The organism is Mesorhizobium sp. WSM4935 (genome assembly GCF_029625735.1).
GTDB lineage: Bacteria > Pseudomonadota > Alphaproteobacteria > Rhizobiales > Rhizobiaceae > Mesorhizobium.
This window is the reverse complement of the sequence record NZ_JARTVR010000002.1, coordinates 311,898-335,153: the sequence shown is the minus strand read 5'-3', so window position 1 is coordinate 335,153 and position 23,256 is coordinate 311,898. Positions and strand designations below refer to the sequence as shown.

The following is a 23,256-nucleotide window of genomic DNA, read 5'->3' as shown; positions in this document are numbered from 1 at the left end:
GGACAGCGCAGAGCCGGATCCGGCCTGCGAAGATGGCCGGCTCCGGAACAGACATTTTTGCTTTCCGCGACCTTAGGCTGGGACCGTCAAGCCGCCTTCTTGGTTCGCGCCAGCGTATCGGCCACCACCTCGCCGAAGGAGGCGGGGGTCGGCACGATGATGACGCCGGCCTCTTTCAGGATCTCGACCTTCTCCTGCGCCGACTCGCCGAAGGCGGAGATGATCGCGCCGGCGTGGCCCATGCGCCTTCCCTTGGGCGCGGACAGTCCGGCGATGTAGGCGATCAGCGGCTTACGCATATTGTCACGCGCCCAGATCGCGGCTTCGGCTTCCTGCGGGCCGCCGATCTCGCCGATCATCACCACGGCGTCGGTATCCTCGTCCCGCTCGAAGAGCTGCAGGATGTCTTTGAAGGACGAACCGTTGATCGGATCGCCGCCGATGCCGACGCTGGTCGACACGCCGATGCCCAGCGCCTTCATCTGCGAGGCGGCCTCGTAGCCCAGCGTACCGGAGCGGCCGACGATGCCGACGCGTCCAGGCAGATAGATGCTGCCCGGCATGATGCCCATCAGCGCCTGTCCGGGCGTGATGACGCCGGCGCAGTTCGGGCCGACCAGCCGCATGCGGTCCTCGAAACGGTAACGGCGCATGTAGCGCTTGACCTGCATCATATCCTGCGAGGGGATCCCGTCGGTGATGCAGACGCAAAGTTTTATGCCGGCGTCCGCCGCTTCCATGATCGAATCGGCCGCGAAGGGCGGCGGCACGAACACGATGCTCGCCTCGGCGCGGGTCTCGCGCACGGCGCCCTTGACGGTGTTGAAGACGGGCAGGCCAAGATGCGTCTGTCCGCCCTTGCCGGGGGTGACGCCGCCGACCAGCTTGGTGCCGTAGCGCTTCATGTCGTCGGCATGGAAGCTGCCGATCTTGCCGGTGAACCCTTGCACGATGACGCGCGTGCTGCGGTTGAGCAGGATTGCCATTTCTCGACCTCCCTCAGGCTGCTTTCTTGTTTTTGGCGGCTTCGCGCCAGGCGGCGACGGCTTTTTCGGCGGCTTCGGCCAGCGTGTCGGCGACGATCACCTTCTCCCCGGAATCGGCCAGGATCTTGCGGCCTTCCTCGACCTTGGTGCCGGAAAGGCGCACCACCAGCGGCACGTCGACGCCGACCTCGCGAATCGCCTTGATGACGCCTTCGGCCACCCAGTCGCAGCGGTTGATGCCGGCAAAAATATTGACCAGGATGGTCTCGACATTCTTGTCGCCGAGCACGGCGCGGAACGACTTCGCCACCCGCTCGGGCGAGGCGCCGCCGCCGATATCGAGGAAGTTGGCCGGTTCGCCGCCGGCGATCTTGATCATGTCCATCGTCGCCATGGCGAGGCCGGCGCCGTTGATGATGCAGCCGATATTGCCGTCGAGCCCGACATAGGAGAGGCCGCGGTCGCTGGCGAAGGTCTCGCGCGGATCTTCCTGGCTCTTGTCGCGCAGCTCGGAAATCTCCGGCCGGCGGAACAGCGCGTTCTCGTCGAAAGACATCTTGGCGTCGAGCGCGACGAGACTGCCGTCGCGCGTCACCACCAGCGGATTGATCTCCAGCATCGAGGCGTCGTAGTCGCGGAACACCTGGTAGCAGCCGAGGATGGTTTCGGTCGCCTTGCCGATCAGGTTGCTTTCAAGACCGAGACCGAAGGCGATCTCGCGCGCCTGGAAGCCCTGCATGCCGACGCCGGGATCGACGGTCGCTCGGATAATCGAATCCGGTTTCTTTTCGGAAATGTCCTCGATCTCCATGCCGCCGGCGGCCGACGCCACGATCATGACGCGCTCTTCCTTCCGGTCGAGCACGAAGCCGAGATAGAGCTCCTGTGCGATGTCGACCGCCTCCTCGAGATAGAGGCGCGATATCAGCTTGCCGCGTGGACCGGTCTGCTGGGTCACCAGCTTGCGGCCGAGCATCGCCTCCGCCGCGTTGGAGATCTCCTCATCGTTGGAGCAGAGCTTGATACCGCCGGCCTTGCCGCGAGCGCCGGAATGGACCTGCGCCTTCAGCACCCATTTCGAGCCGCCGATCTCCCGGGCACGGTAGGTCGCCTGCTCGGGGCTGTAGGCAAGGCCGCCGCGCGGCACATGCACGCCGTGGCGGGCAAGCAGTTCCTTGGCCTGATATTCGTGGATGTCCATCTTGTCCTCCCGGAAAACTCAGTGAGCCTGCGCCTGGCCAGCGCGCTCGATCGCCTCGCTGACCACCAGCACGTTGCGGGCCATGCGCTCGGACGCGGCGTCGATCATCTTGCCGTCGAGCGCCGCCGCGCCCTTGCCGAGCGTCTCTGCCTCCTTCAGCACCTCGAGGATGCGGCGGGCGCGCGTGACCTCCTTTTCCGGCGGCGAGAACACCTCGTTGGCCAAGGCGATCTGCGACGGGTGGATCGCCCATTTGCCTTCGATGCCGAGCGCCGCGGCGCGCCTGGCGGCCGCCTTGTAGCCTTCCGGATCGGAGAAATCGCCGAACGGCCCGTCGATGGTGCGCAGGCCATAGGCGCGGCAGGCGACCGTCATGCGCGACAGCGCGAAATGCCACTGGTCGCCGGGATAGTCCGGATTGAGCCCGCCGATGTTGACGGTGCGCGCCTTGTTGCTGGCGGCATAGTCGGCGACGCCGAAATGCATCGCCTCCAGCCGGCCGGGCGTGGCGGCGATCGCCTCGACATTGGCCATGCCGAGCGCCGTCTCGATCAGCGCCTCGAGGCCTACGCGCGTCTTGAACCCCTTGGCCATCTCGATCTGGTTGACCATGGCCTCGACCATATAGAGGTCGGCCGGCACGCCGACCTTAGGCACCAGGATCGTGTCCAGCCGGTCGCCGGCCTGTTCCATGACATCGACGACATCGCGGTACATGTAATGCGTGTCGAGGCCATTGATGCGCACCGAGACGGTCTTGCCCTTGGCGCGCCAGTCGATGTCGTTCAGCGCTTGGATGATGTTCTTGCGGGCGCGCTCCTTGTCGGGCGGCGCCACTGCATCCTCGATGTCGAGGAAGACGAAGTCGGCGGCGCTGTTGGCCGCCTTGTCGATCATTTCCGGGCTGGAGCCCGGAACGGCGAGCTCGCTGCGCTGGAGCCGCAGTTTCTTCAAATGGTTGATGGTGTGGCTCATGGTGCGCTCCTCACGCCGCCTTGGCGACCGGCACGTCGGCCGTGCGGCGGAAATGCTCGATCGCCGCCGCCACGCCCGAACCCGGCGCCAGGCGCACGCCGCAATCGAGCAGCGCCATTTCCGCCGCCGACAGTGAGGCCAGCACCATCACCTCGTTCAGCCAGCCGAGATGGCCGATGCGGAAGACCTTCCCGGCCACCTTGTTGAGACCGCCGCCGAGCGAGGTGTTGTAGCGCTGGTAGGCGCGCTTCACGACGTCGGCGCTGTCGATGCCCTCCGGCATCAGGATGGCGCTCACTGTATCGGAATGCCATTTCGGCGCCTTGGCGCAGAGCTTCAGACCCCAGGCGTCGACGGCCTTGCGCACGCCTTCGGCAAGGCGATGGTGGCGGGCGAAGATGTTGTCCAGCCCTTCCTCCTCGATCAGGTCGAGCGAGGCGCGCAACCCGCGCAGCAGCTGCGTCGCCGGTGTGTAGGGGAAATAGCCGGCATCATTGGCGCGGATCATGTCCTCGAAGGAGAAGAAGCAGCGCCGGTGTGTCGAAACCCGCGAGGCGGCCAGCGCCTTCTTGCTGACCGACAGGAAACCGAGGCCGGCCGGCAGCATGAAGCCTTTCTGCGAGCCGCTGACGGCGCAGTCGACGCCCCATTCCTCCTGGCGGAAGTCGATCGAGCCGATCGAAGAAACGCCGTCGACTAAGAGGAGCGCCGGGTGGTTCGCTGCATCGAGCGCGGCGCGGCAGCCGGCGACGTCGCTGGTGACGCCCGTCGCGGTCTCGTTCTGGGTGCAGAACACCGCCTTGATGAGGTGCGCCTTGTCGGCCTTCAGGCGCTCCGCATAGATTTCGAGCGGGACGCCGGTGCCCCATTCGCAGTCGATGACGTCGACCTCGAAGCCGAGGCGCTCGGCCATGTCGACCCACAGATGCGAGAACTGGCCGAAGCGCGACATCAGCACCTTGTCGCCGGGGCTGAGCACATTGGTCATCGCCGCTTCCCAGGCGCCGGTGCCGGAGGAGGGATAGATGAAGACGCGGCCGGTCTCGTTCTTGAAGACCCGCTTCATGTCTTCGAACAGCGGCAAGGTCAGGTCGGGGAAGGAGGCGGCGCGCATATCCTCCATCGGCAGGTTCATGGCCTGCCGGACCTGCTCGGGAATGTTGGTGGGCCCCGGGATGAAAAGATGCGTGAACCCAGCCATGCGCGAAACTCCTCCGATCGATTGGGATTGTGGAGGAAGTTTCGTCTCGGCGAGGCTCGGCAACAACACCTTGCCGGGTAAGTTGTTGGCCCTTGCGGGTGGGATGGTCCTACCCGATCGGCCTACCCGGGGAGCCTACCCGACAGGCGATTTGGAGGTGCGGCGTTTCTCGCTCGAATAGAGCGCGACGGCCATGGCGCGGTTGCGTACGTCCAGCTTGTCGTAGAGATTCTTCAGGTGATACTTCACCGTGTTTTCGGAAATCCCGGTTCGCGTTGCGATCTGCAAATTGGTCCAGCCGTCGGAAAGCACCGCCAGCAACTCGCGCTCGCGCACGGTGAGCCGGGACAAAGGCGTGTCGTTGACCTTGTTGATGTCGATATAGGGAATGCAGATGCGCCCATGCGCCACCGCCAGGATCGTCTCGAAGATGACCGGCGGATCGTCGAACTGGAAGCAGTACCCTTGAGCGCCCAGGCGCACGCATTGCTTCAGGATGCCGATGTCGTGGTCGTTGGAAAAGATCGTGATGCGCACGCCAAGCTCGCGGCTCTGAACTTCCGTCAGAACATCGGCGCCATCCATGTCGGCGAGCTTCCAGCCGACGACGGCGACATCGAACTGTGTGGCGGCGGCCATATCGAGGAATTGCGCGCCGCTGTGCACGACCCCGAGCAAATCGAAGCGGCCGTCGCATTCCAGCATCTCGCGCAACGCCGACACGACGAAGGGATTGCGTTCGGCGACGACCACGCGAACGCGCCGCTCGGCAGTTCCTTCGCTCGTCTTTCCAGACCTAATGTTCAAGGGCAGCGTTTGTCCTCGGAGCGTTTGGCGATGCGCTGATCTTGCTGGATCATGCATCATGACAATTCTGCCTCAATAGGGAAGGGGTGCTCTTTCCCCAGCGACATGCGCTGTCGCGCCGGCTGAAGCGATTGTCGCATCTGCGACGCGGTAGCCCACGCGCTCTCGGGCGGTTGGGAGGCGCCGACAATCGCCGCATTTCCCTGGCTATTCCGCACGCTAAAGCGACATCTTTGCAGGACGAATCCAATTACCGCGCTATCTGCCGCACAGGGTTTGGATTTCCCGAAAAGCGGTTTCCCCTTTTTGGGATCATGCACTAGACCTCATTTCGGGATTCCTTGTCGCGGGAGGCGCTGGTGGAAGGCCAGGACAGACAGACGACCGGCGTCGCGCCCGCCGAGGAGCACCACGCCGACATCTATGGCGAGGACGGCGCGGTGCGCGCCTCCTTCCTTGCCCAGATCGGCGCGGCGATCGCCGATCGCGATACGATCACCCTCAAGCGCGAAGTCGACGACCTGCACCAGTCGGAACTCGGCGACGTGCTGGAGGCGCTTCACCCTGAGCAGCGCCGCGCGCTGGTGGAATTGCTCGGTTCCGATTTCGACTTCTCCGCGCTGACGGAGGTCGACGAGGCGATCCGCCTCGACATCGTCGACAACCTGCCCAACGCGCAGATCGCGCAGGCGGTGCAGGAGCTCGATTCCGACGACGCCGTCTACATCCTCGAGGACCTCGAGAAGGAAGACCAGGACGAGATCCTGTCGCAACTGCCTTTCACCGAGCGCATCAGGCTCAGGCGCGCCCTCGACTATCCGGAAGAGACGGCCGGCCGGCGCATGCAGACCGAGTTCGTCGCCGTGCCGCCCTTCTGGACGATCGGTCAGACCATCGACTACATGCGCGAGGACAAGAACCTGCCCGAGCGCTTCAGCCAGATCTTCGTCATCGACCCGAGCTTCAAGCTGGTCGGCGCCATCGACCTCGACCAGATCCTGCGCACCAAGCGTGCCGTCAAGGTCGAGGAGGTCATGCATGAGACGCTGCATGCGATCCCGGCCACGATGGACCAGGAAGAGGCGGCCCGCGAGTTCGAGCAGTACAATCTGCTCTCCGCCGCAGTGGTCGACGAGAACGGGCGGCTGGTCGGCGTGCTCACCATCGACGACGTGGTCGACGTCATCCAGGAAGAGGCAGAAGAGGACCTTCTGCGCATGGGCGGCGTCGGCGACGAAGAACTGTCCGACACGGTGCTCGCCACCTCGCGCTCGCGCGTGCCCTGGCTGCTGGTCAATCTGTTGACCGCTTTCCTCGCCGCTTCGGTCATCGGGCTGTTCGACCGCACGATCGAGCACATCGTGGCACTCGCCGTGCTGATGCCGATCGTCGCCGGCATGGGCGGCAATGCCGGCTCGCAGACCATGACCGTCACCGTGCGCGCGCTGGCGACCAGGGACCTCGATATCTACAACGCTGCCCGCATCATCCGCCGCGAGCTCGGTGTCGGTTTCGTCAACGGCATTGTCTTTGCGGTGCTGATCGGGACGGTGGCCGGTTTCTGGTTCCGCGATCCCAATCTGGGCGGCATCATCGCCGCGGCGATGATCATCAACATGTTTGCGGCTGCGCTTGCCGGGATCCTCATCCCGCTGGTGCTCGACCGCTTAAAGATCGATCCGGCGGTGGCTTCGGCCGTCTTCGTCACCACCGTTACCGACGTCGTCGGCTTCTTTGCCTTTCTCGGGCTGGCGACCTGGTGGTTTAGAGTGCCCTAATCAACACGCTGGCGCTAATTGACTTTTACGTAAATGCCGTGCCAGGTTGCCGCGGGGTCACGCGCCGATTCCTGCGCGTGAAGGGTCTGATCTGGAGGAAGGGCGGCGCTCAAGCGGCGATGCCCGGGCTTGGGAGCAGGAATGCGGGAATATTACACGATCACCGAGCTGACGCGTGAATTCGACGTGTCGACACGGACATTGCGTTTTTACGAGGATGAGGGGCTGGTGCAGCCGGTGAGGCGCGGCCGCACGCGGCTGTTTCGGCCATCCGACCGGCATCTCATCCGCCAGATCATGCGGGGAAAAAGGCTCGGCTTCTCGATCGCCGAGATCCGCGAGATCATCCAAATGTACAAGGAACCGCCCGGCGAGGTCGGCCAGCTCAAGCTGATGATCAAGCGCATTGAGGAAAAGCGCGAGGACCTGCGCCAGAAGCGGCGCGACCTGGAGGAGACGCTGGCCGAGCTCGACCAGGCCGAGGAGTCCTGCGTGGAGCGGCTGGCTGAGTTGGGCGTCAACACCTAGGCCGCGCTGGCCTCAAATCCAGCGCCGGACCCTTTTTGCATAGTCGCGGTATTTCTTGCCGAATTTCGCTGCCAGGATCTTTTCTTCCTTCTCGATCGCCAGCTTCTGCGTGGCGAAGGCGGCGAGGAAGGCAAAGAGCAGGAACCAGGCGATGCCGGTGATGAAGGCGACGCCGATCAATAGCAGCGTATTGGCGAGATACATAGGGTTGCGGGTGATGCCGAAGGGGCCCGATGTCACCAGATGATCGGGCTCGGCATTCGGATCGAATGTCGTTTTCGCCCGCATCATGACGCGGATGGCCGTGATCCAGAGCATGGCGACGCCGAACAGCGCCACCCAGCCGACGCCGACCATGAGATCGCCGAGGATGTCGCCGATCCAGGGCAGCGGGTAGAGCATGCCGAGGACGACGCTCGCCGCTATCGCCACGACATAGATCACCGGCGGCCAGGGAATGATCCCGTGTCTGGGCTTTGCGATGCCCGTCATTGCTGTCCTCCCTCCATCTGGTCCTCCGTCGCGGCGGTGCAGGTTTCCGCCAGGTCGGCCAGATGCGATTTCCAGACGCTGGACTGGTCGTTGGCGTAGAGCTTGTCGAGAGATCCTTCGCCTTTCAGCGTGTCCAGCATGCAGCCACAATAGCTCCTACAGAACTTGCTGTCCCGCTGCTGTTCGCACTGTGCCTGGCAAGCCGGCAGGAAGTCGGCTTCCCTGTCCTGCGGGGCGGCGGGCATGACTTGCGACAAAAGCCACACCGAACCGAACAGAAGCGGCTGGTGGATGAGATAGAAGGCGAGGCTGTGCCGGCCGATGAAAGTCAGGGGTTTCGACCAGCGGCCGGGCAGCCACCTCCCCAGCCTGGCAAGAAGGCCTGTAGCGGAAGCGAACTTGACCGCAGCCATGCCAGCAAGCACGGCGCCGAACCAGGGAAAGAGCGGCACATAATCGTTGGAACGCGGGTTGGTGGCGGAAAGGCCGACCCACCAAAGCGCCGGATGATCGAAGAATTCCGACCGAAGATAGTAGGGGGCCGCAATGACGGCCGCGGCAACGATTGCCGTCATCAGCCAGGGCAGCCTTAGAAAGGCGAGGCCGAGAAGGCTCGCCAGCGCGATCTCGTGCAGGATGCCGAAAAAGATGAAACCGTCCGGCGTGACGAAATAAGTGACGGCCGAAATGGCCGCCGCCGCCACGGCCACCATGGCAAAGCGCTTCCAGAAGCCGGGCCAGCGGATCTGGCGGCCATGGGCGAGGAAGAGGCTGACGCCGACCAGGAACAGGAACGTCGAGGCGATGCAGCGCGCGTAAAACTTCCACCGGCCGAAAGCGGTGAGGCCGGGCGCGGTATAGCCGAAGTTTTCGAGATCCCAGGTGAAGTGGTAGCTCGCCATCGCAATCAGCGCGATGCCGCGCAGGATGTCGACGGCTTGGATGCGGCCGTGCTTTTGCGTGTCCTGAACGGTTTCGCTGGTCGTCTGAAAGCTCATTGATCTCGCAATCCGAGTCAGTCCTGCCGAACGACTATCACGGTTCAAGCCGACGACAGAAGCAGGCGGCCATCAATGCGTTTCATGGCAGCCATGAAATTTCGCTTTAGGCCAGACGCGGAAAGCCTTTGACAGGCTTCGCTTTTCGGCCTCTCAGGGTCGGTTTCCTGCTACCGGCCGGCAGCTGGTCCGGCCAGATTCAGGCGCGTGATTCACGTCTCGGAGGGCCGATGTCCACCCATGTGCGCCATCCGATCTGGCTTCCGGCCCTGCGGCCGGCGGATGCGCGTACCTTCGCCTCGCTCTATGCCGTGGAATCCTTCGCCCGCGCCACGATCTCCAGCGTGATCCCGATCCAGGCCTACGAGATCCTGCACAATGAGCGGATCGTCTCGATCCTCTACACCATCGTGTCGCTGATGGGCCTTTCGGTCACGCTGTTCATGCCGATGCTGATCCGCCGCTTTGCGCGGCGCTGGGTCTACACGGCCGGCTGCGTGCTGCTGGCGATCGGCTCCGCTTTCTTCGTCACCCACTCGCTGCCCGGGCAGATTGCCGGCATGCTATGCCGCGTCATGGGGGCGAGCGCGCTGTCGATCACGCTCAACCTTTACATCATGGATCACATCCGCAAGACAGACTTCATGCAGGCGGAATCGCTGCGCATGGCGTGGTCGATGTTTGCCTGGACGGGCGGGCCGACGCTCGGCATCTTCCTCTACACGCATTTCGGCATCTATGCCGCGCATGGCGCGGTGGTGGTTTTTGCGTTCGCGCTGCTTTGCCTGTTCTGGTTCTATCGGCTGAGCGACAACCAGTTGATCCGGCCTGGCGGCAAGACGCGCCCGGCCAATCCGCTCGCCAATATCGGCCGCTTCGTGAAGCAGCCAAGGCTCAGGCTCGCCTGGCTGATCGCCTTCGGCCGCTCCTGCTTCTGGACGACGTTCTTCGTCTATGGCCCGCTGTTCATGGTCATCACCGGCCAGGGCGAACTCGCCGGCGGCCTGCTGGTTTCGGCCGGCAACGCGCTTCTGTTCGTGGCTATCTTCTGGGGCAGGGCCGGCAAGCGCTTCGGTGGAAGGCGCGTCATGACTTTCGCCTATTTCGCCATGTCGGCGATGCTGTTCGCGGCAGGCGGCATCGGCGAGGCCGCGCCGCTGCTCACCGGCGCGCTGCTGCTCTGCGGCGCGCTCTTCACCATCGCGCTCGACGCGCTCGGCTCGACCGCGTTCATGCGCTCGGTGCGCTCATATGAGAAGGCGCAGATGGCGGCGGTCTACCGCACCTATCTCGATTTCTCCGAACTGACGCCGCCGCTCGTCTATTCGGTGGTGCTCACCTTCTTCGGCCTTGGCTCGGTGTTCGTCACGCTCGGCATCCTGGCTGCCTTCTGCGGCTTCGTCACCTGGCGCTATCTGCCGAAGGCGTTTTGAACGCTGCGTGACGGCCGCGCACCCAATCGTGGAAGCGGTGCAAATCGTATTCCTCCGGCATCAGCACGCCGGCCTGATGGCGCATCGAGCGGAGTCCCTTCTGGTTGACCTCGCAGATCGCGGCATCTTCCTCGAGCACCTGCGTGCCGAACGCGACAATGTTGTCGATGTCGGTCTTTCCCAACGCGTCCGGCGCGAACAGCCATTCGGCGGTGAGCTCGGTCTGCTCGGGGCCGAGCGGGGCAAGCCGCACCGTGCGCATGTAGTCGACATGGCCGACGATGAACATCGAGGGCAGCGAGGTCGCATAGGTCTGGCCGGCGGCGCGTTCGGCAGACGTGAGACCGGAGAAGACTGGGCCGTGGACATGGCCGTCCTTGGACCAGGTTTCGGCGCCGGCGCGCAGGCCGCCGGAGAACTGCGGATCGTCATTGTCGGCGTGGCGCGCCCATTCGGGATCGTCATGCCTTGCCATCAGCCCGCGGCCATAGATCGGCACCAGCCGCGAAAGATCCTTATGCACGCCCGGGCAGTGCAGGCACTCGTTGAAATTCTCCCAGAAAATCTTCCAGTTGCAGTTCATCACCTTGGTGAGCCGGTGGCCGGTGACGAGGCTCTCCAACGGCCAGTTGGAAAGATCGCCGGAGGCGCGATCGAACGAGCTTTCCGCCGAGCCGTCTGGGTCCTCGGCGAGGTTGATGAAGACGAAGCCGCGCCAGAGCGAGAGCGCCAGGCGGTAGAGCGGATAATCGGCCTTGTCGAAGCCCTCGGGCAGCGATTTCGACGGCACGCGCACGAGATCGCCGCGCAGCGAATAGGACCATGCATGATAGGGGCAGGTCAGCAGTCTGGCCTTCAGCCGCCCGGCACTTTCCTGGCAAAGCTGCGAGCCGCGATGCCGGCAGGTGTTGTGGAAGGCGCGCAAGGCGCCGGTCTCGTCGCGCAGCACGACGATCTCCTGGCTGCCGATGCGCACCGTTCGGAAGGCGAGGAGCTCGGCGATGTCGGCCTCGCGGCAGACCATCAGCCAGCTTCGGTACCAGATGGCGTCGAGATCGCGCCGGTATGCATCGGCATCCCAATAGGCCGCGGACGGCAAGGTAGGCTGAAGGCTGGTCAGGCCGTTGTAACGATCGTGTTCGCTCGGATTTGGCTGCATCGGCTTCTCCGTGGCTGACGACCAGCCGACACCCGGACCAAGGAGTTGTCAATCGCGAGGCGCCCGCATTGTTTCAGTCGCGCAGGAACCTTAAGGTCGCGCGCATGCCGCCAAGAACCATGTCGCTTACCGAGGAACTGGTCGCCCGCTGCTTTCGCGTCGTCGAGGATAGCGGGCCCGATCCCGATGCGGCGCATCTGGATGACAGCGACTATGCGGCGATGCTCGATGCGTTCGAGGCCGAGCTTCCGGCGACGGAACCGCTTTGGCTGTTCGGCTATGGGTCGCTCATCTGGAAGCCTGAGATCGAGCACGCCGAGGAACGCGTAGCGCTTGCGCGCGGCTGGCACCGCTCGTTCTGCATGAAGATGACGCGCTGGCGCGGCACCAAGGAGCAACCCGGCCTCATGATGGCGCTCGATCGCGGCGGTCAGTGCAAAGGGGTCGCTTTCCGGCTGGTCGAAAAGAACCGCAGGCAGGCGCTGGACAGGCTTTTCCGGCGCGAGGTGACATTGAAGCCGACGAGCTATAGGCCGCGTCTGTTGCAGCTCTCAACCGACAAGGGACCGTTGCGGGCGCTGGCCTTCGTCATCAATCGCAACGGGACCACCTATGCCGGCCCGCTCAGCGAGGAGGAGGTTGTCGAAAGGCTCGCGACCTCCTGCGGCCATTGGGGTTCGGGCGCCGACTATCTCTACAACACGGTGAAGAATCTCGAGCAGCGCGGCATCCATGACGCGCATCTGTGGCGATTGCAGCAGCTGGTCGCCGCCCGGATCGCCGGCTCGCAGCAGCCGTGAGCCGTGCCGCAATCGCGCCGCGCTGTGGCGGAATTTGGTTTGCCGGCAGGAGGGCTTCTGCCTAAAGTCGCGCCGTCGGCCTGATGGCGACGACATTGTTCATCCAAGGGGAAGGCGGGAATGACCGGCGCGACAGCCGCGAGCGGCAATAGAGCTTCCGATCGGAAACTGACCTTCATCCTGGGCGGTGCCCGCTCGGGCAAAAGCTCTTATGCCGAGAAGCTGACGACTGCGAACCCGTCGCCCTGGACCTACATCGCCACGGCACAGGCTTATGACGACGAGATGCGCGAGCGCATCGCGCTGCATCGGTCACGGCGGGGCGAAGGCTGGGTCACGGTCGATGCGCCGCTCGACCTGGTCGGCGCGATTCAAGCCTTGCCGAACGACGAGCCTGTGCTGATCGATTGCCTGACTTTGTGGCTCACCAATCACATGCTGGCCGAACATGATGTCGAGGCCGAATGCCGGCGGCTCGAGGATGCGTTGTCGCGGCCGCGCGGGCCGTGGTTCGTGGTTTCCAACGAAGTCGGGCTCGGCATCGTGCCCGACAACGCGCTGGCGCGCCGGTTCCGCGACGCCGGCGGCCGGCTCAACCAGCAGGTCGCGGCGACAGCCGACAGCGTTCTGATGATGGTGGCGGGGCTGCCGCTCAAGGTGAAATGACATGGCTGACATCGAGGAAAAGGACGCAGAGCGCCACCGCGCCAAGATGGCCAAGCGCAAGGCGGTGCAGGATGCCGAGGTGGCCGGCAAAACGATCGAGAAGGGGCTGCTGATCGTCAACACCGGGCCGGGCAAGGGCAAGACCACGGCGGCGTTCGGCCTGGCGCTGAGGACGCTGGGCTATGGCAAGCGTGTCGGCGTCGTCCAGTTCATCAAGGGCAAATGGCATACCGGCGAGAAGGACGCTTTCGCGGCCTTCGGCGACCGCGTCGTCTGGCATGCGATGGGCGAGGGCTTTACGTGGGAGACGCAAGACCTGAAGCGCGACATCGCAGCCGCGCAGGCCGCCTGGGCCAAGGCGCTGGAGCTGATGTCCGATCCGTCGATCAGCCTCGTGGTCCTCGACGAGCTCAACATAGCGCTACGCTACGATTATCTGGACCTCGAAAAAGTGGTCGCAGCACTGAAGACGCGCCGGGACGATCTGCACGTGATCGTCACCGGCCGCAACGCCAAGCCGCTGCTCGTCGAGGCGGCCGATCTCGTCACCGAAATGGGGCTGACGAAGCACCATTTCGCCGCCGGCGTGAAGGCACAGCAAGGGATCGAATTCTAAAGCGCGCTGGCGCCTTGGCCGCCGATCAGAAGGGTCAAGTAGATTACGATCGCCGAGACGACCGCGAACAGGCCAATCAGCAGCCAATCCGCCATGCGGTAGAGCTTCAGCGCCTGGCGGATGTCGGTGCTTTCGGCCTCGCGGCGGCCGCCTTCGCCCATGAAGGCATCCTGGACGACTTCGCCGCCATAGCTGCGCGGTCCGGCGAGCGAAAGCCCCAGCGCGCCGGCCATGGCGGCCTCCGGCCAGCCGGCATTGGGCGAGCGGTGCTTCCTGGCGTCGCGGCGCATGACATGCCAGGCGGAGCGCGGATCGGCGCCCGGGACCAGAAAGGCCGCCAGCACGATGAGCAGGCCGGTGAGCCGAGATGCGGGCAGGTTGATCAGATCGTCGAAGCGCGCGGCCGCACGGCCGAAAGCTTCATATTTCGGCGTGCGGTGGCCGATCATCGAATCGGCGGTGTTGGCGGCCTTGTAGGCTGCACCTCCGCCAAGGCCGCCGATGCCGGTCCAGAAGGCAGGCGCGACGATGCCGTCCGAAAAATTCTCGGCCAGACTTTCGATCGCAGCGCGTGCGACGCCCGCCTTGTCGAGCTTTTCCGGATCACGGCCGACGATGCGCGAGACGGCGATGCGACCGAGCGTCAGGCCGCCGGTCTCCAGCGCGTCGGCGACGTTTTCGACATGCTCGGCAAGGCTTTTCTGCGACAGCAGGGTGGAGCCGAGGATGGCAGCGACGACCAGACCCGACGGAAAGATCAGCCAGAGCATGACATGCAGCGCCAGACCGATAAGGCCGGGGACCAGCAGGATGACGAGCAGGGCCTGGACGCCGCGGCGGCGACGCAATTCGTCGGAATCGGTGGCGCGGTTGAGCCGGCAATCGAGAAAGGATATCAGCCTGCCGATCCAGGTTACCGGATGGCCGATAGCGTTGAACAGCCAGTCCGGATAGCCGAGGGCGCGTTCGACGGCGAGTGACAGGAAAGCGATCAGGACAGACATGAAGCTTCTAAGCGGCGTGATCGCAGCGGTTGATCATGGCGGCAGCCTTGGCCGGGCAAGCGCGCTTTTTCCTCATGCGGCGCAACCTTTCGTGGACCTCTCGACAGGTATCAACCCGCACTCCTATCCGCTTTTCGAATTGCCCGCCACCGTCCTGACCCGATTGCCGGAGGCAGGACAACTGCGCGAATTGGCCGAAATTGCGGCTGCGGCCTATGGCGCGCCGTCGGCGGCGCATGTGGCGGCGGCGCCCGGCACGCAGATTCTGCTGCCGCGTGTCGCCTCGCTGCTGCGGCCCGGCAAGGCGCTGGTGCTCGGCCCGACCTATGCCGAACACGCGCGCGCGGCGGCTATCGCCGGCCATGTGGTTGCGGAAGTCAGTGATTTCGACGCGCTGGCCGAGGCGGACCTTGCGGTGCTGGTCAACCCCAACAATCCGGACGGGCGAGTGATCGAAAAGGCGCGCTTGCTGGAACTCGCGGCGCGGCTTCGCGCCAAAGGCGGGCTGCTTGTGGTCGACGAAGCCTTCATGGATGTCGGCCCGATCGAGCACAGCCTGGCAGGGAATCTCGGGGAGGGGGGCATCGTCGTGTTGCGCTCGTTCGGCAAGTTCTTCGGCCTCGCGGGTGTGAGACTCGGCTTCGCATTGGCGGATCCGCTGACGGCCGAGCGGCTGGATGCGCAACTGGGACCCTGGGCGGTGGCCGGCCCGGCCCTCGAATACGGAATCCGCGCCTTGTCGGACACGGAGTGGCAAACCGTCATGCGGCAGCGTCTGGCTCAGGATGCCGGGCGGCTCGACGCGCTGCTTGGCCGATTCGATGTTCTGGTCGCCGGTGGCACCAGCCTGTTCCGCTATTTGTCGTTTGCCGAGGCCCCGGGCTTTTTTTCGGCACTTGGCTCGAGCGGCGTGCTGGTCCGCCATTTTGCCGAGCGGCCGCAGGTCTTGCGCATCGGTTTGCCGGGCAGCGAAGCGGAATGGCGGCGGCTCGAGGGCGCCCTTGCCGCATGGGCCGCTCGGCGCGAGGATGTGCCCAGGAGTCCGGACGATGATCCATGTCTGTTCGCTGTCGAAAGTCGACGAAACGGTCGCACGGACCGGTGCTGAGCGCTTGCTGTCCCTGCTTGCCGCAGGCACGGAGGTGACCCGGCCGGCTTCGATCCTGGCGGAAAACCACCTGCACCTCGTCATGCACGATATCGCCGTGGCGCAGGAAGGCATGACGATGCCGGGCGAGGAGCATGTGCGGGCCTTGCTTGACTTCGCCTATCGCTGGGATCGCGTGAAACCGCTGGTCGTGCATTGCTATGCCGGCGTCAGCCGCTCGACCGCATCGGCTTACATCATCGCGGCGGCGCTTTCGCCCAAGCGCGACGAGATGGAACTCGCCCGCACGCTGCGCTTTCTCTCGCCGACGGCAACGCCTAACCCACGATTGATCGCCGTCGCCGACATGCTTCTTCAGCGGGACGGCCGCATGATCGCGGCGATCGAGGCGATCGGACGCGGTGCCGACGCCTTCGAGGGGACACCCTTCGAACTCGATATTAGAGCTTAGTCCGTCGGCCTAAAGCAGCCACTCCGCAAGCTTCGCCTTGCGCACGTCCCTGACCAGGTTGATAAAACCGTCGGCCTGCATTTCCGCCGTCAGGCGGCCCTTTTCGGCCGTGGCGATCGAGGCGTCGCCGACCACGCCGTTCGGATTGAGGTCGCTGGCGATCCAAGCGAAGGCGTGCGTGCCGGTGTGGCGCAGTAGGGCGAATTCCTTTTCGGCGCGGCCGACATTGGAAACGAAATTGTCGGCCTTGCTCATGTCGACGAGGTCGGGCCGGAAATGCAGCATCAGCGAGGTCTCGACATCGCCGCCATGGATGCCGTGACGATCTTCGAGCTCGGTGTACATGCCGGCCGGGCGGCCGAAACGCTGCCAGCTGGTCTTCACCGACAGCATTTTGGCGCGCACGCGCAATTCGCGCGAAACGATGCCCATGATCTCTTCATTGCCGCCATGCGAATTGACGATGATCAGCTTTCTCACCCCGGCGCGGGCGACCGACAGGCCAAGTTCCGTCCAGGCGTCGACCAAGGTGGTGGCGGGCAAAGTGAGCGTCCCCGGCGCATGCAGGTGCTCGTTCGACTTGCCGACCGCCTGCACCGGCAGGATGCGGATGTCGAGATCGTCGGGCAGGCGTGCGATCACCGTCTCCAGCATGCCCACCATGATCGAGGTGTCGGTCGAGACCGGCAGATGCGGGCCATGCTGCTCGATCGCCGCCACCGGCAGCACGGCGATGGTCGCTTCGGCGTCGATCGAGGCATATTCGGTCGTCCGGTAGTCGCCCCACCACACACGTCTTGTCGCCACTTCATTCTCCCAATGGTCTGCTACGCCGCAAGGGCGGTCTAGAGCATGATGCCGAAAAGTGTGAAGCGGTTTTCGGACGACATCATGCTCTATCTTTTTGATTTAGAGTCGGATTCAGATTTCAGGTCGATCCGACCTGAAATCATCCGGCTCTAGTGTGCTTGGCCGCCGCGGGCAACCGTCACCCTGCCGCGAGCACCTCGACCTCGACCTTGAACTCCGGGCGAGCGAAGCCGGAAACGATCATCAGTGTCGATGCCGGCGCGGGATCGGAAAAGAGCCGGTTGCGGACATCCATATAGGCCTGCAGGTGCTCGCGGCCGGTGACGAAGGCGTTGATGCGCACGGTGTCGTTCAAGGTCAGACCGGCTTCGCTCAGAATCGCGGCGATGTTCTTGAAGCAAAGCTCAGTCTGTGCCCCGGCATCCTCCGGGACGGTGTCGTCGGGGCCGATGCCCAACTGCCCCGAGCACAGCACCAGCCGTTTTCCGGCGGGTATTTCAACGCCGTGGCTGTAGCGGGCAAAAGGGGGCTTGATGGTCTTGGGGGCGAGATATTTCAGCATCGCATTCTCCTGTGCGCCTGCAGACTAAGGCTCGATTCATGAAACCTTCAAGATGCGGTGCATGCCGCTGGGGCGATTATGGACAGGCGTTCAAAAAATAGGCACGATGCCTCGCGTACGGCATGACCCGTCCGGTCTCGGCAATGACTGCCGCACAAGCAGGCGGCCCAGGCGGTGGCATGTGTCTTGCTTCTTGAATCAACGGTGTCGAGCCCAGCGCGTCGCGCGCCCGGGCCAAGAGAGGGTGATGTTTATGATCGGACAAGGAAAGATGCTGGCGGGTGCCGCCGTCCTACTGGCGGCGGGCACGCTGAGCGCGGCCGCGAACGAGAAGGTTACGTTCGGCACCAACTGGCTGGCCGAGCCGGAACATGGCGGCTACTACCAGGCCATCGCCGACGGCACCTATGCCGCCTGCGGCCTCGACGTCACCATCATGCAGGGCGGCCCGCAGGTCAGCGGGCGGCCGATGCTGCTTGCCGGCAAGATCGATTTCTACATGGGCGGCAATCTGCTCTCGGCCTTCGATGCCGTGCAGCAGGGCATTCCGATGCGTGTCGTTGCCGCCGATTTCCAGAAGGATCCGCAGGTCATCATGTCCCATCCGGGAGAGGGATTGGACAAATGGGAGGACCTGAAGAACGCCGACCAGTACATCATGGGCGACGAGGGCGCGCAGACCTTCTTCCAATGGATGGTCACCGATCTCGGCTTCGATGCCGCGAAGCGCGTGCCTTACACGTTCAATCCGGCGCCCTTCATCGCCAACAAGAAGTCGATCCAGCAAGGCTATGTGACGTCCGAGCCGTTCGCGGTGCAGAAGCAGGGAGGCTTCATGCCGAATCAGTTCCTGCTTGCCGATAATGGCTGGGACACCTATGCGACGACCATCGAGGTGATGCAGGATACGATCGACAAGCGACCGGAGGTGGTGCAGTGCTTCGTCGATGGCTCGGCCAAGGGCTGGTACAAGTACCTCTACGGCGACAACAAGGCCGCCAACGACATGATCAAGAAGGACAATCCCGATATGACGGATGAGCAGATCGCCTTCTCGATCGAGCAGTTGAAGAAGTTCGGCATCGTCGATTCGGGCGATTCCGAAAAGCTCGGCATCGGCGCGATGAGCGAAGCGCGCATCCAGAGTTTCTACGACAAGATGGTCAAGGCCAAGGTCGCGCAGCCGGGGCTCGACATCAAGAAGGCCTATACGTTGGCGTTCATCAACAATGGTGTCGGGCTGGAGCTGAAGAAGTAAGGCGGCCTGCCTGAGATGATCCAGGAGAAAGTGGCTGAGACGCCGGCGGCATCGGGCGAGGCCCCGATGCTGCTTGCGTTGCGCAATGTCGGCAAGGTTTTTTCCAACGGCGTGACGGCGCTGAGCAAGGTTGACCTCGCGATCCGCGAAGGCGATTTCCTGAGCCTGCTCGGCCCTTCCGGCTGCGGCAAGTCGACGGCGCTCCGGCTGATCGCCGGGCTGTCGACGCCGACATCCGGCCAACTCGACTGGCGCGGCTCGATCGACCGCTCGAACACCGGCTTCGTCTTCCAGGAACCGACGCTGCTGCCTTGGGCCAGCGTCTTCGACAATGTCTGGCTGCCGCTCAGGCTGAAGGGCGTGTCGCGCGCCAAGGCGGAACCAGCCGTGAGGGAGATGCTGTCGCGCGTCCATCTCACCGGCTTCGAGAATGCCGTGCCGCGCGAGCTTTCCGGCGGCATGAAGATGCGTGTCTCCATCGCGCGCGCCATGGTGACCAAGCCGCGCATCTTGCTGATGGACGAGCCATTCGCCGCGCTCGATGAGATCACCCGCTTCAAGCTCAACAACGATCTTCTGGAGCTGTGGCAGGACGAGCGCTTCACCGTCGTTTTCGTCACCCACAGCGTCTTCGAAAGCGTGTTCCTGTCCAGCCGCGTGGTCGTCATGGCCGCGCGTCCGGGCCGCGTCCATGGCGAACTCTCCATCGACGCGCCTTATCCGCGCGACGAGGCGTTCCGCACCTCGTCGGATTATGCCGCGCTTTGCCGGCAGGCCTCGGATGCGCTGGTCGACGCTATCAACTCAACCGCCGGATCGCATCATGACGGCCATTGACGACACCACGCTGAAGCTCGACCCGGAAGAGGCGCGCCGCGCCCGCCAGGAGCGTCTGGAGCGCGTCGGCAAATGGGTGCTGCCGCTGGCGATCATGGTGCTGGCGATCGTGCTGTGGGACCGCATCTGCGTCTGGAACGAGATCCCGCAATATATCCTGCCGCGCCCGGGCGTGGTGCTGCAGACGCTGCACAACGATTCGGGCGTGCTCTTTTCCTCGCTGTTGGTGACGCTCCGGATCACCTTCCTCAGCCTGCTGCTCGCCGTCATCGGCGGCGTCGGGCTGGCGGTGCTGTTCGCTCAGTCGAAATGGGTGGAGATGTCGTTCTTCCCTTTCGCCATCGTGCTGCAGGTGACGCCGATCGTCGCCATCTTCCCGCTGATCAACATCTATGTGAACAATCAGACGGTCAAACTGCTGCTCTGCGCCTGGATCGTCGCCTTCTTTCCGATCCTCTCCAACACCACGCTCGGGCTGAATTCGGTCGACCGAAACTTACGCGACCTGTTCAAGCTCAACGGCGCGACGCGCTGGCAGCAATTGCGCTATCTACGGCTGCCGGCGGCGATGCCCTATTTCCTTGGCGGGCTGAAGATCGCCGGCGGCCTTTCGCTGATCGGCGCGGTGGTGGCGGAATTCGTCGCCGGCGCGCAGGGGCAGTCGTCGGGGCTTGCCTCGCGCATCATCGAAGCCGGCTACCGGCTCAACGCGCCGCGCCTGTTCGCCGCGCTGATCCTGATTTCGCTCACCGGCATCCTGATCTTCCTGGTGCTGTCGCTGGTGTCGCATCTCATCCTGCGCCGCTGGCACGAGAGCGCGCTGAAGCAGGAGCGCTAGGGTGATTAGAATCGCAGAGGAAATCACGAAGAGGACCAGATCTTGATACCTGCCTCTGGTTCCTACCAGCTTAGCAATGCCCGCATTCACCGTTCGCTGACCCCCGGGCTTGCCGCATCGTTCGATGCGGATGGTTTCGCACTTGCCGATTTGGCCGTTGCCGGCGGCAAGATTTCGAGCATTGCAGTGCATGGCGGAGCAAAGGCGCCGGCCGATGCGATCGACCTCGCCGGCCGGATCGTGCTGCCCTGCTTCGTCGACTGCCACACCCATATCGACAAGGGCCATATCTGGCCGCGAAAACCCAACCCCGACGGCACCTTCATGGGCGCGCTCAATGCCACCGGCGCCGACCGCGCCGCGCGCTGGAGCGCCGAGGACGTTGCGCGGCGCATGGATTTCTCGCTGCGCTCAGCCTACGCACATGGCACCAAGGCCGTGCGCACGCATCTCGACAGCGTGCCGCCGCAGGAGGAGATCTCCTGGCCGGTGTTCGAGGCGATGCGGGAAAAATGGCGTGGGCGCATCGAACTGCAGGCCGCCTGCCTGCTCGGCATCGAAGGCGTGCGCGACAAGGCCTGGTTCGAGCGGCTGGCGAAGCGCGTGGCCGTGGCCAAAGGCGTGCTCGGCGTCGTCACCTATATGGTGCCCGATCTCGAGGAATTGCTCGACCAGGTGTTCGCCCAGGCGATCGAGCATGGGCTCGATCTCGATTTCCATGCCGACGAGACCGACGATGTCGCGGCCGTCTCGCTGAAGAAGATCGCCGAGGCTTCGCTGTGGAACAGCTTCCAAGGCAACATCCTGGTCGGCCATTGCTGCTCGCTGGCGCGCCAGCCGGACCTCGAGGTGCTAGACACGCTGGACAAAGTGGCCAAGGCGCGGCTCGCCGTGGTGTCGCTGCCGATGTGCAACCTCTATCTGCAGGACAGGCGTAACGACCACACCACCCCGCGCTGGCGCGGCGTGACGCTGCTGCATGAGATGAAGGCGCGCGGCATCAAGGTGGCGGTCGCCTCAGACAACACGCGCGATCCGTTCTACGCCTATGGCGATCTCGACATGCTGGAAGTCTATCGCATGGCGACACGCATCCTGCATTTCGACCACCCGGTCGGCGACTGGCCCAGGGCCGTGGCGGCAACGCCGGCCGAAGTGATGCGGCTCGAAAGCGCCGGCTCGCTGACCGCCGGCGGCAGCGCCGACTTCATCGTCTTCAAAGGACGGAGCTGGACTGAATTGCTGTCGCGCCCCGAATCGGATCGCATCGTGGTGCGCGAGGGTAGGGCGATCGAACGCCGACTGCCCGATTATGCCGAACTCGACGAATTGATGGTGTGATGATGGATATCGCAGCGCTGAAGCGCGATCTCGACGGGATCAAGATCGACGACCATCCGGCGATCGTCCAGCAGAAGAGCCGCGACTTCTACTGGTACAGCCCGGTGCTCAAAGCGCAGCTCGATCACATCAAGGGGAACCTGATCGTCACGCCGAAGAACGAGAGCGAGGTCATCCGCGTGCTTGCCGCGTGCCACAGGCACGGCGTTCCGGTGACGCCGCGCGGCAGCGGCACCGGCAATTACGGGCAGGCGATGCCGCTGTCGGGCGGCGTGGTGCTGAACCTTGCCGAGATGAACGAGATCAAAACGATTGCGCCGGGGCGGGTGGTGACCGGACCGGGCGCGGTGCTGGCAGAGATCGACAGAGCGGCGCGGGCGCATTCCAGCCAAGAGCTGCGCATGTCGCCCTCGACCTACAACACTGCCTCGGTCGGGGGCTTCGTCGCCGGCGGCTCCGGCGGCGTCGGCTCGATCCGCTGGGGCGGGTTGCGCGACCTCGGCAACGTGATCCGGCTGAGGACCGTGACGATGGAGGCCGAGCCCCGTGTCATGGAACTCACCGGCGAGGATGTGCTCAAGGTCATGCACGCCTATGGCACCAACGGCATCATAACCGAGGTCGAGATGCCGCTGACGGCTTCCTACGACTGGATCGACGTCATCGTCGGTTTCGACGATTTCATGGACGCGGCCAGCTTCGGCAACGACCTCGCCGAGCAGGACGGCATTCTGGCGAAGCTGATCACGCCGATCGCGGCGCCCATCCCTTACGATTATTTCAAACGGCACCAGAAGTTCTTCCGGCGCGAACAGAGCATCGTAGTGTGCATGATCGCCCCGCATGCGATGGATGCATTCCTCGCGTTTGTACGGGCCGGCAAAGGCGAAATTGTCTTTAGAGCCGACCTCGAGACCGACCTGAAGGGATTGCCGCCGGCTTATGAGCTGACCTGGAACCACACGACGCTGCGCGCCATCAGGGTCGATCCGACAATCACCTATCTGCAGGCGCGCTATCCGTCGCCGGATCACCTTGCGCATGTCAAGGCGATGGTCGACCGCTTCGGCGACGAGGTGCCGGCGCATCTCGAATTCATCCGCTTCGACGGCGCGATCGGCGCCGCCGGCCTGCCGCTGGTCCGCTACACCACGGAAGAGCGGCTCGACGAGATCATCCGCATCCATGAGGACAATGGCTGCTGGATCTTCAACCCGCACCGCTACACGCTGGAAGAGGGCGGCATGAAGCAAACGGACGAGGTTCAGCTCGCCTTCAAGCGCGAAACCGATCCGCAAGGGCTGCTCAATCCCGGCAAGATGATTGCCTGGGAAAATCCGGACTACGACTACCGCTCCGGCAAGTCTTTCCTGTTCAAGGGGCTGCAAAAGGCGGGGTGACTTGCGA

The 23,256-nt window shown here is 64.1% G+C and carries 24 protein-coding genes; 13 read left to right on the top strand and 11 right to left on the bottom strand.

Going from position 1 to position 23,256, the window contains the following annotated elements:
- Nucleotides 1-86: 86 nt before the first annotated feature.
- The 5 genes from sucD to P9273_RS05875 all read right to left on the bottom strand — a co-directional run bounded on the left by sucD (nt 87) and on the right by P9273_RS05875 (nt 5,116).
- Entirely contained in the window at nt 87-986 is a 900-nt protein-coding gene (gene sucD, locus P9273_RS05895; protein ID WP_041003834.1) for a succinate--CoA ligase subunit alpha, read from the bottom strand.
- Between the two features lie 13 nt (nt 987-999).
- A complete protein-coding gene (locus P9273_RS05890) occupies nt 1,000-2,187 on the bottom strand; it encodes a malate--CoA ligase subunit beta (RefSeq protein ID WP_278048052.1) in 1,188 nt (395 codons plus the stop codon).
- A gap of 18 nt (nt 2,188-2,205) precedes the next feature.
- Nucleotides 2,206-3,162: an HpcH/HpaI aldolase/citrate lyase family protein gene (locus P9273_RS05885; protein ID WP_278048051.1), complete on the bottom strand. Its 957-nt coding sequence runs from the start codon at nt 3,160-3,162 to the stop codon at nt 2,206-2,208.
- A 10-nt stretch (nt 3,163-3,172) separates the two neighbouring features.
- Nucleotides 3,173-4,363 carry an aminotransferase class V-fold PLP-dependent enzyme gene (locus P9273_RS05880; RefSeq protein ID WP_278048050.1) on the bottom strand — a complete coding sequence of 397 codons (1,191 nt, stop codon included), beginning with the start codon at nt 4,361-4,363 and terminating at the stop codon, nt 3,173-3,175.
- Nucleotides 4,364-4,498: 135 nt separating this feature from the next.
- A complete protein-coding gene (locus P9273_RS05875; RefSeq protein WP_442920191.1) occupies nt 4,499-5,116 on the bottom strand; it encodes a LuxR C-terminal-related transcriptional regulator in 618 nt (205 codons plus the stop codon).
- 413 nt (nt 5,117-5,529) lie between these two features.
- On the opposite strand from P9273_RS05875, the gene mgtE reads away from it, so the two are divergent.
- On the top strand, nt 5,530-6,948 hold the full coding sequence (mgtE, locus tag P9273_RS05870; RefSeq protein WP_278048048.1) for a magnesium transporter: 1,419 nt from the start codon (nt 5,530-5,532) through the stop codon (nt 6,946-6,948).
- Between the two features lie 141 nt (nt 6,949-7,089).
- Entirely contained in the window at nt 7,090-7,476 is a 387-nt protein-coding gene (locus P9273_RS05865) for a MerR family transcriptional regulator (RefSeq protein ID WP_041003844.1), read from the top strand.
- Nucleotides 7,477-7,488: 12 nt separating this feature from the next.
- Here the strand turns inward: P9273_RS05865 and P9273_RS05860 are convergent, their stop codons facing one another.
- Nucleotides 7,489-7,968, bottom strand: coding sequence for a methyltransferase family protein (locus P9273_RS05860; protein ID WP_278048047.1), 480 nt, complete (start codon nt 7,966-7,968; stop codon nt 7,489-7,491).
- Complete coding sequence (locus P9273_RS05855) at nt 7,965-8,966, bottom strand: heparan-alpha-glucosaminide N-acetyltransferase (protein WP_278048046.1); 1,002 nt, start codon at nt 8,964-8,966, stop codon at nt 7,965-7,967. Before P9273_RS05855 ends, P9273_RS05860 begins: the two co-directional genes overlap by 4 nt.
- Nucleotides 8,967-9,196: 230 nt before the next feature.
- Between P9273_RS05855 and P9273_RS05850 the strand changes: the two genes are divergently transcribed.
- Nucleotides 9,197-10,399, top strand: a complete 1,203-nt coding sequence (locus tag P9273_RS05850) for an MFS transporter (protein ID WP_278048045.1) — start codon at nt 9,197-9,199, stop codon at nt 10,397-10,399.
- Here P9273_RS05850 and P9273_RS05845 read toward each other — a convergent pair.
- Nucleotides 10,368-11,558 (bottom strand): aromatic ring-hydroxylating oxygenase subunit alpha, encoded by a 1,191-nt coding sequence (locus tag P9273_RS05845; protein WP_278048044.1) that lies wholly within the window; start codon nt 11,556-11,558, stop codon nt 10,368-10,370. The genes P9273_RS05850 and P9273_RS05845 overlap by 32 nt on opposite strands.
- Before the next feature lie 104 nt (nt 11,559-11,662).
- On the opposite strand from P9273_RS05845, the gene P9273_RS05840 reads away from it, so the two are divergent.
- The 3 genes from P9273_RS05840 (at nt 11,663) to cobO (ending at nt 13,640) form a co-directional block, all read left to right on the top strand.
- Nucleotides 11,663-12,358, top strand: a complete 696-nt coding sequence (locus tag P9273_RS05840) for a gamma-glutamylcyclotransferase (protein ID WP_278048043.1) — start codon at nt 11,663-11,665, stop codon at nt 12,356-12,358.
- A gap of 120 nt (nt 12,359-12,478) precedes the next feature.
- A complete protein-coding gene (cobU, locus tag P9273_RS05835; RefSeq protein WP_278048042.1) occupies nt 12,479-13,024 on the top strand; it encodes a bifunctional adenosylcobinamide kinase/adenosylcobinamide-phosphate guanylyltransferase in 546 nt (181 codons plus the stop codon).
- 1 nt (nt 13,025) lies between these two features.
- A complete protein-coding gene (gene cobO / locus P9273_RS05830; RefSeq protein WP_278048041.1) occupies nt 13,026-13,640 on the top strand; it encodes a cob(I)yrinic acid a,c-diamide adenosyltransferase in 615 nt (204 codons plus the stop codon).
- On the opposite strand, the gene cbiB is transcribed toward cobO, so the two are convergent.
- Nucleotides 13,637-14,644, bottom strand: coding sequence for an adenosylcobinamide-phosphate synthase CbiB (cbiB, locus tag P9273_RS05825; protein ID WP_278048040.1), 1,008 nt, complete (start codon nt 14,642-14,644; stop codon nt 13,637-13,639). The genes cobO and cbiB overlap by 4 nt on opposite strands.
- Here cbiB and cobD point away from each other — a divergent pair.
- The gene (gene cobD, locus P9273_RS05820) at nt 14,643-15,752 is read left to right on the top strand and encodes a threonine-phosphate decarboxylase CobD (protein WP_278048039.1); all 1,110 of its coding nucleotides are present in this window, start codon (nt 14,643-14,645) and stop codon (nt 15,750-15,752) included. The two genes, cbiB and cobD, sit on opposite strands and share 2 nt — an antisense overlap.
- A complete protein-coding gene (locus tag P9273_RS05815; RefSeq protein ID WP_278048038.1) occupies nt 15,694-16,203 on the top strand; it encodes a tyrosine phosphatase family protein in 510 nt (169 codons plus the stop codon). Before cobD ends, P9273_RS05815 begins: the two co-directional genes overlap by 59 nt.
- Before the next feature lie 9 nt (nt 16,204-16,212).
- Here P9273_RS05815 and P9273_RS05810 read toward each other — a convergent pair whose 3' ends face one another.
- Nucleotides 16,213-17,010 (bottom strand): creatininase family protein, encoded by a 798-nt coding sequence (locus P9273_RS05810; RefSeq protein WP_278048037.1) that lies wholly within the window; start codon nt 17,008-17,010, stop codon nt 16,213-16,215.
- A gap of 181 nt (nt 17,011-17,191) precedes the next feature.
- Complete coding sequence (locus tag P9273_RS05805) at nt 17,192-17,575, bottom strand: RidA family protein (protein ID WP_040981965.1); 384 nt, start codon at nt 17,573-17,575, stop codon at nt 17,192-17,194.
- Nucleotides 17,576-17,828: 253 nt separating this feature from the next.
- Between P9273_RS05805 and P9273_RS05800 the strand changes: the two genes are divergently transcribed.
- Genes P9273_RS05800 through P9273_RS05780 form a run of 5 tightly spaced genes read left to right on the top strand, consistent with a single transcriptional unit; the run spans nt 17,829 to nt 23,249 of the window.
- Nucleotides 17,829-18,833, top strand: a complete 1,005-nt coding sequence (locus tag P9273_RS05800) for an ABC transporter substrate-binding protein (RefSeq protein ID WP_278048385.1) — start codon at nt 17,829-17,831, stop codon at nt 18,831-18,833.
- Nucleotides 18,834-18,848: 15 nt separating this feature from the next.
- On the top strand, nt 18,849-19,670 hold the full coding sequence (locus tag P9273_RS05795) for an ABC transporter ATP-binding protein (RefSeq protein ID WP_278048036.1): 822 nt from the start codon (nt 18,849-18,851) through the stop codon (nt 19,668-19,670).
- On the top strand, nt 19,657-20,508 hold the full coding sequence (locus P9273_RS05790; RefSeq protein ID WP_278048035.1) for an ABC transporter permease: 852 nt from the start codon (nt 19,657-19,659) through the stop codon (nt 20,506-20,508). The genes P9273_RS05795 and P9273_RS05790 overlap by 14 nt, the downstream gene beginning before the upstream one ends.
- A 42-nt stretch (nt 20,509-20,550) precedes the next feature.
- Entirely contained in the window at nt 20,551-21,849 is a 1,299-nt protein-coding gene (locus P9273_RS05785) for a cytosine deaminase (protein WP_278048034.1), read from the top strand.
- 2 nt (nt 21,850-21,851) lie between these two features.
- Entirely contained in the window at nt 21,852-23,249 is a 1,398-nt protein-coding gene (locus tag P9273_RS05780) for an FAD-binding oxidoreductase (protein ID WP_278048384.1), read from the top strand.
- Nucleotides 23,250-23,256 lie beyond the last annotated feature (7 nt).